Source organism: Ruegeria sp. BHSB064 (genome assembly GCF_059613205.1).
In genome coordinates this window covers 1-6,591 of the sequence record NZ_JBXWSB010000180.1, presented here as the reverse complement: position 1 = coordinate 6,591, position 6,591 = coordinate 1, and the positions used below count along the sequence as shown (strand labels likewise).

The window sequence follows — 6,591 nt, the reverse complement described above, 5'->3', positions numbered from 1 at the left end:
CCCGAATTGGTGCACAGATCATTTTGGGAACAGAAAACGTTCAGCAGGCCCCGGACGTTTCGGACGTTACCGAAGATTAGCAGGAAGAACACCAAATCCTCTAGCAAAAGGGAATGCGGGATGGTGTTTGGGTCTCAGCTTTGCCATAGCTGTCGCAACCGCGAATTTGCTTACAGAGGCCCTAATGACCCAGATCGTTTCTTCGCTTGCCGAGATCTCTGACCGCTATAAGGCGCTGTTTGTCGACCTTTGGGGCTGTGTGCACAACGGCATCACCGCATTCCCCGAAGCCGTTGCGGCATTGCAGTCCTATCGTGCGAAAGGCGGGGTTGTTGTACTTGTGACGAACTCACCAAAGCCTCGGGCGGGCGTGGCTGAGCAGTTGGTTCAGTTCAATGTGCCCTCAGATGCCTATGACACCATCGCGACCAGCGGGGATTCCGCGCGTTCGGCGATGTTCCGGGGCGCTGTCGGGCACAAGGTTTACTTCATGGGTGAATGGCAGCGGGATGCAGGCTTTTTCGAACCTTTGAAGCTTCTGCATCACCCCATCCACATCGAACGCGTGCCGCTTAAAGAGGCCGAAGGCATCGTTTGCTGTGGCCCGTTCGATCCGATGGCCGACCCGGATGTGAACCGACCAGACTTCCTCTATGCCAAGCAGATGGGAATGAAGCTGCTTTGCGCCAATCCCGACATTGTTGTCGACCGCGGAGAAGTCCGGGAGTGGTGCGCTGGGGCATTGGCAAAGCTTTACACCGAAATGGGTGGTGAAAGCCTGTATTTCGGCAAACCGCATCCGCCGATCTATGACCTGGCCCGCCGCAGATTGCAGGAGCTGGGGCATGATATTCCAGATGGCGACATTCTGGTGATCGGCGACGGACCCCATACAGACATTCTGGGCGGCATGGGAGAGGGCATTGATTCCCTGTTTATTTCAGGTGGTCTGGCCGCAGCCGAGACAAAAACGTCGCACCACCCGCATCATGAATCGCTAACCGATTATATCAAAAGGGAAAAGATCAACCCCACCTTTACAATCGGGCGCTTGCGGTAATCAGAAAAGACTTGATTTTCTGCAACTGCGAAGTAATAAAGTTGCCAACCTTGGCCTAAAGATGGTTTTTTCTTTCACGGCCGATTTCGAGTGAGGGCAACATGTTGGACAATCTTCCACGCGGAACGATCTGTATTGAAGACATCGAAATGGGCATGTCCCGGTACCTGCGCAAAGTGGTGACGGATGAAGACATCGAGATGTTCGCGCAGGTTTCAACCGACCGTAACCCGGTGCATCTGGATGACGACTATGCCCGCGACACGATCTTTGAAGGCCGTATCGCCCACGGAATGCTGACAGCGGGTTTGATCTCGGCCGTGATCGGCGAACAGCTGCCCGGCCATGGCACTGTCTACATGGGTCAGTCGCTCAAGTTCCTGGCACCTGTACGCCCCGGCGACATGGTTTACGCCGAAGTAAAGGTTGTCGACATCGATTTTTCCAAGCGCCGTGTGAAGCTGGACTGCCATTGCTCGGTCGAAGGCAAGAAGGTTCTGATCGGAGAGGCTATGGTTCTGGCCCCGTCACGCAAGTTCGACTGATCTGTAAGCCAACCCAAGCCAACGAAGGCACCCCTCGGGTGCCTTTTCATTTTGGAGCTCACCAAATCTAACTTTCTGCACGAAGTCCTGAAGAAGGGCGCGCGCGCCTGCGCCCTTTCAATGCACCGGATTCCAGAATGATTTCCGACACCACGTGTTCACGTCTGTAGGCCATCACATGAACGCCCGAGACGCCGGCGATCTCACGGATCTGCTGGATCAGCTCGATGCAGATTTTTTTGCCTTCTTCAGCAGGTTTTTCGGCCTTCTCCATCCGCTCAATTACCTGATCGGAGATATGAATTCCGGGCACATTGCTGCGCATCCAACGCGCCGCGCGTGCCGAGGCAATGGGCCCCACGCCAGCGATTATGAAGACTTTCTTGTCCAGACCGACATCCCGCACCCGAGCCATGAATTTCTCAAAAAGAGGAATGTCGTAGATATAGTTCGTCTGGATATATTCGGCCCCTGCTTCAACCTTTTTCGCCAGACGATCAGGACGCCAGTCATAAGGCGGGATACAAGGGTTCTCCGCCGCCCCTAAAAACAGCTGAGGGGGGCGTGTGATCTTGCGGCCTGACAGAAACTTTCCCTGATCGCGCATGGTTCGGATTGTTCGCAGCAAGGTCAGGGAATCAAAGTCGAATACCGGCTTTGCCCCCGGCTGATCTCCGACGCCAACGCCATCACCGGTCAAGCACAGAACATTGCTCACGCCCAGCGCTGCGGCCCCAAGCACATCGCCCTGAATGGCGATGCGATTCCGGTCCCGGCAGGAAATCTGATAAACCGGAGAATAACCAGCGCGCGTCAGCAATGCGCAGATTCCAATCGAGGACATGTGGCAATTCGCACCCGAAGCATCGGTTGCGTTGATCGCATCAGCCACCTCTCCAAGCGGCTGCGCAGCTTGAAAAACATCCTCGGGGTCAGCGCTGTCGGGTGGGTTCAACTCGGCTGTCACGGCAAACCGACCCGAACGCAGAACCCTTTCCAACCGGCTGTGCGATACATACCCGTCGGGAACAGGAACATAGCCGATTGGCTCTACATCGCTGCGATGTGGGTCGTTCATTTTTTCAGGTCCCGGTTCATTGCGTTGGGCGGTTCGGTGGCCAGCGGTGCTGATGAAGGCTCATTTTCGCGTGCCTCCGGGAAGGCTTCAGCAAGGGTTACACGCGCGGCATCGCGGGCCTCGCGTTCCTGCGCGGCAATCTCGCGGCTGACCCGCAACCAGGATGACGATCCCTTCAACGTATGCTCCACTGGCGGCAGAACTTCCTTTATCTTTTCGCCCCCGTGCCGCATGCGGTTGGCTCCGTCCCAGGCCAAGGCCCACACGCATTTCATGTCAGGCTTCACTTCGCAGAACTCGCCTGGACGCACACCGCCACACGGGCCATTTCGCAACTGCTTTGGGCAGTTCATCGGGCAGGACATGCCGGTCGATGACAACACGCATTGCCCGCACATCTTGCAGTCGAACAACAAGGTTTTGACGCCCTTTTCAACCAGCGCTATGGGGCGTTCGACGCGGTTGTAGCCGATCTTTGCAAAAAGCGGATCCATTGCGACCATGCCGCGTTCGACGCACTTATAAATCCACTCGAATGTGCGGGCATGGCGAATCGCGAACAGTCGCAATCGATACATGGTCTGCCTCCTGTGCTGGGTTCCATTGAACCTGGCCGGGCCTGAACCGGGTCGCAGCGCGTCCTGAGATCCGGATGTTCAGTCTACACACAGGATTTTTTTTGAATCAAGCAGTTGGCTTTACACGACATGACATGTGGTGGATGCTTTGGCGCGGTTGTTCGGCCTTTTCGTTGGTTTCGGCTTAGTTCAGAGGGAGGCATGCGCAGAATTCAAACTGCCGCTTGAACTCATCGCAACGCAACGCTACGCAATCGCTTATGCACATCATCCGGGATTTCCAGTTTGTCGAGCCAGAAGATCGCGGCGCCAGCGTGGCGATCGGCAACTTTGACGGCGTTCATGTGGGGCATCAGTCGGTCATCGAAATGGCCCGCCAAGCAGCTCCTGACGCGCCGCTGGGTGTCATGACCTTTGAACCGCACCCGCGTGAATACTTTGCGCCGGACTCACCTCCGTTCCGTCTGATGCGCGGCAATGCACGAGCGCACCGGCTGGAAAAACTGGGTGTAGAAAAGCTCTACGAGCTGCCTTTCAATGCGGCGCTGGCCGGGCTTTCACCGGAAGAGTTCGCGCGTACAGTGATTTGTGACGGGCTGGGCCTGTCGCATGTGGTGGTGGGGGCTGATTTCTGCTTTGGCAAAGGCCGCAGCGGTTCAGCCGATGACCTGGTCCGATTTGGGAAAGAGATGGGGTTTGGCGTGACGATTGCCCCACTGATGGAGCGGTCCGAGAACGTGGTCTCGTCAACTGCAATCCGGACGGCGTTAAGCGAAGGTCGCCCGCGCGATGCTGCAGCGATGCTGGGCCATTGGCACAGGATCGAAGGCGAAGTTGTCGGCGGTGAACAGCGTGGGCGCGAGCTGGGGTTTCCTACCGCAAACATGTCCATCGAAGGTCTTCACCTGCCGAAATTTGGGGTCTACGCCGTTCTGGTCGACGTATTGGATGGCCCGCATCAGGGCAGTTACCACGGCGCGGCCTCGATCGGGGTTCGGCCAATGTTTCAAGGCGAAGTGCCCAATCTCGAAACCTTCCTTTTCGACTTTTCGGGCGATCTTTATGGCGCAACCCTGTCTGTCGGTCTGATCGATTTCCTGCGCCCGGAACTTACCTTTGATGGGCTGGACGGACTGATTGCTCAGATGGGTGCAGATTGCGAAAAAGCCCGTGGCATTCTGGCCGCCTTATGAGCACGGATCCCATCGAACGCACCGGCCTGCCTGCCCGCTTCTGGGAACGCAAACCTTTGCGGAAGATGAACCAGTGCGAATGGGAAGCGCTGTGTGACGGCTGCGGCAAGTGTTGCCTGAACAAGCTGGAAGACGAAGACACCGGCGAGGTTGCCCTGACCTGTGTCGCTTGCCGCCTGCTGGACGACGAAAGCTGCCGCTGCACACAATATGACATCCGGCACCAGTTTGTGCCCGAATGTATTGTGATGACCCCCGACAACATAGATGATCACGCCTATTGGCTGCCGCAAACCTGCGCGTATCGTCTGTTGTGGGAAGGCAAGCCCCTCTACGACTGGCATCCTTTGATATCCGGCACGCCGGACAGCGTGCACGCGGCGGGCGTGTCGGTTCAGGGACGTACAGTGTCCGAGTTCGAAACCCCCATGGAAGAATGGGAAGACTACATTATCGAGGAGCCAAGCTGATGTATTTCGCCTCTGACAATTCCGGCCCGGTGCACCCTCAGGTCATGGCAAAACTGGCCGAAGCCAATCAGGGCTATCAGATGGCCTATGGTGCTGACGCGCTGATGAACGAGGTGCGCGACCGCATTCGCAGCATTTTCGAAGCACCGGGCGCTGCCGTGTATCTTGTGGCAACCGGGACCGCGGCGAACTCGCTGGCTCTTGCAACACTGTCGAACCCATGGGAAACGGTTTTCTGCTCGCCAGTTGCGCATATCCACGAGGATGAGTGCAACGCACCCGAATTTTACACCGGCGCCAAACTGACCCTTGTGCCGGGCGGTGACAAGATGACGCCCGAAGCATTGCGCGGATCGATCCTGGGTGAAGAAACACGCGGCGTGCATGGACCGCAACGCGGGCCTGTGTCGATCACTCAGGTCACCGAGCGCGGATCAGTCTATTCGCTGGAAGAACTGCAGGCACTGTGCGGCGTGGCCAAGGAATACGGCCTGCCCGTGCATCTGGACGGTGCGCGCTTTACCAACGCATTGGTCGCGTTGAATTGTTCCCCGGCCGAGATGACCTGGAAATCAGGCGTGGATGCCGTCAGCTTTGGCGGCACGAAAAATGGCCTGATGGGGGTCGAAGCGGTTGTGTTTTTCGACGAAAGCAAGGCTTGGGAATTTGAGCTTCGGCGCAAACGCGGGGCGCATTTGTTCTCGAAACACCGCTACCTGTCCGCACAAATGGCCGCCTATCTCGAAGATGACCTGTGGTTGAAACTTGCGCGTCAGGCCAATGCCAACTGTGCCCGTCTAGCCGACGGGTTGCGCGCCAAGGGCGCTGAATTCCTGCATGAACCGCAAGCCAACATGGTCTTTGCCTCGTTCTCGCGCGCCAAGCACAAGCAGTTGCATGAGGCCGGTGCGATCTATCACCTATGGGGGGATGAGCTGGAGGGCGAGGATGACAGTGAAAGCCTGGCGTGCCGATTGGTCTGCGACTGGTCGATCAGCGCGGCCGAGATCGATCAGTTTCTCAATCTTCTGTAGAACCGGACTGCCAGAGCGCCTGAAGCAGCGCTGCTGTTTCATGAGGGTGCGAAATGGGCAGCATGTGCCCCGCGCCCGGAACCACCGCATGGCGCGCTTGCGGCAGGCGGCGCTCCAAACCCGCGCAGATGGCGGGGATTACGGGATGGGTTTCTGATCCGCTCAGGATCAGGGTCGGCATGGTGGCACGTTCCAGCATCTCGGCTTTGAGCAAACCGGCTTGATCGTCATAAAGCACCGGGTGCACCGCTGGAACGGCATGTATCCCACGCACCATGTTGGCACGCGTCCGTTCGGGCAAATCGGGCCATTTTGGGCTGATGCCAGTGCTCCACATCCGGTTGAACAAGCGCGCGGCCAGAGCGTTGTCACCCGATTTGAAGGCACTGTTTATCGGCTCAAGATCTTTCTCATGCTGGTCGAAACGTTCCTGCGCGTCTTGACGCGCGATGGCGAAGAACACGGGTTCGATCAATGTCAGACTGCGCACACGCTCTGGATGCTCCAAGGCCAGTCTCAGTGCAATAATCGCCCCAAAGGAATGGCCAACGACGTCCATCTGCCCCGTCAGTTCAGACGCAGCGTTATTGGTGACATGATCAAAGAAGTTCCCCTGCCCGTCCCAATCCGGAC

The 6,591-nt window shown here is 57.3% G+C and carries 8 protein-coding genes; 5 read left to right on the top strand and 3 right to left on the bottom strand.

Annotation, left to right across the window (positions count from 1 at the left end):
- Positions 1-184 precede the first annotated feature (184 nt).
- Both AC2FNU_RS23305 and AC2FNU_RS23300 read left to right on the top strand, forming a co-directional pair.
- Positions 185-1,060 (top strand): TIGR01459 family HAD-type hydrolase, encoded by an 876-nt coding sequence (locus AC2FNU_RS23305; RefSeq protein WP_496793342.1) that lies wholly within the window; start codon positions 185-187, stop codon positions 1,058-1,060.
- A gap of 101 nt (positions 1,061-1,161) precedes the next feature.
- Positions 1,162-1,605 (top strand): MaoC family dehydratase, encoded by a 444-nt coding sequence (locus tag AC2FNU_RS23300; RefSeq protein ID WP_171091711.1) that lies wholly within the window; start codon positions 1,162-1,164, stop codon positions 1,603-1,605.
- A 67-nt stretch (positions 1,606-1,672) separates the two neighbouring features.
- On the opposite strand, the gene AC2FNU_RS23295 is transcribed toward AC2FNU_RS23300, so the two are convergent.
- The gene (locus tag AC2FNU_RS23295) at positions 1,673-2,683 is read right to left on the bottom strand and encodes a methylenetetrahydrofolate reductase (RefSeq protein ID WP_496793336.1); all 1,011 of its coding nucleotides are present in this window, start codon (positions 2,681-2,683) and stop codon (positions 1,673-1,675) included.
- Positions 2,680-3,261 (bottom strand): methylenetetrahydrofolate reductase C-terminal domain-containing protein, encoded by a 582-nt coding sequence (locus tag AC2FNU_RS23290; RefSeq protein WP_496793333.1) that lies wholly within the window; start codon positions 3,259-3,261, stop codon positions 2,680-2,682. The genes AC2FNU_RS23295 and AC2FNU_RS23290 overlap by 4 nt, the downstream gene beginning before the upstream one ends.
- A 260-nt stretch (positions 3,262-3,521) precedes the next feature.
- On the opposite strand from AC2FNU_RS23290, the gene AC2FNU_RS23285 reads away from it, so the two are divergent.
- From AC2FNU_RS23285 to AC2FNU_RS23275, 3 genes are read left to right on the top strand one after another with little or no spacing between them, the layout of a single operon-like run.
- Complete coding sequence (locus tag AC2FNU_RS23285; RefSeq protein ID WP_496793330.1) at positions 3,522-4,454, top strand: bifunctional riboflavin kinase/FAD synthetase; 933 nt, start codon at positions 3,522-3,524, stop codon at positions 4,452-4,454.
- Entirely contained in the window at positions 4,451-4,924 is a 474-nt protein-coding gene (locus AC2FNU_RS23280) for a YcgN family cysteine cluster protein (RefSeq protein WP_496793325.1), read from the top strand. The genes AC2FNU_RS23285 and AC2FNU_RS23280 overlap by 4 nt, the downstream gene beginning before the upstream one ends.
- Entirely contained in the window at positions 4,924-5,958 is a 1,035-nt protein-coding gene (locus AC2FNU_RS23275) for a threonine aldolase family protein (protein ID WP_496793323.1), read from the top strand. The genes AC2FNU_RS23280 and AC2FNU_RS23275 overlap by 1 nt, the downstream gene beginning before the upstream one ends.
- On the opposite strand, the gene AC2FNU_RS23270 is transcribed toward AC2FNU_RS23275, so the two are convergent.
- A partial coding sequence (locus AC2FNU_RS23270) for an alpha/beta fold hydrolase (protein WP_496793321.1) occupies positions 5,945-6,591 on the bottom strand: 647 nt, incomplete at its 5' end. The genes AC2FNU_RS23275 and AC2FNU_RS23270 overlap by 14 nt on opposite strands.

Excerpts from the sequence above, each read along its gene's own strand:
- AC2FNU_RS23305 (WP_496793342.1), top strand. The coding sequence starts at position 185 with ATGACCCAGATCGTTTCTTCGCTTGCCGAGATCTCTGACCGCTATAAG.
- AC2FNU_RS23300 (WP_171091711.1), top strand. The coding sequence starts at position 1,162 with ATGTTGGACAATCTTCCACGCGGAACGATCTGTATTGAAGACATCGAA.
- AC2FNU_RS23295 (WP_496793336.1), bottom strand. The coding sequence starts at position 2,683 with ATGAACGACCCACATCGCAGCGATGTAGAGCCAATCGGCTATGTTCCT.
- AC2FNU_RS23290 (WP_496793333.1), bottom strand. The coding sequence starts at position 3,261 with ATGTATCGATTGCGACTGTTCGCGATTCGCCATGCCCGCACATTCGAG.
- AC2FNU_RS23285 (WP_496793330.1), top strand. The coding sequence starts at position 3,522 with ATGCACATCATCCGGGATTTCCAGTTTGTCGAGCCAGAAGATCGCGGC.
- AC2FNU_RS23280 (WP_496793325.1), top strand. The coding sequence starts at position 4,451 with ATGAGCACGGATCCCATCGAACGCACCGGCCTGCCTGCCCGCTTCTGG.
- AC2FNU_RS23275 (WP_496793323.1), top strand. The coding sequence starts at position 4,924 with ATGTATTTCGCCTCTGACAATTCCGGCCCGGTGCACCCTCAGGTCATG.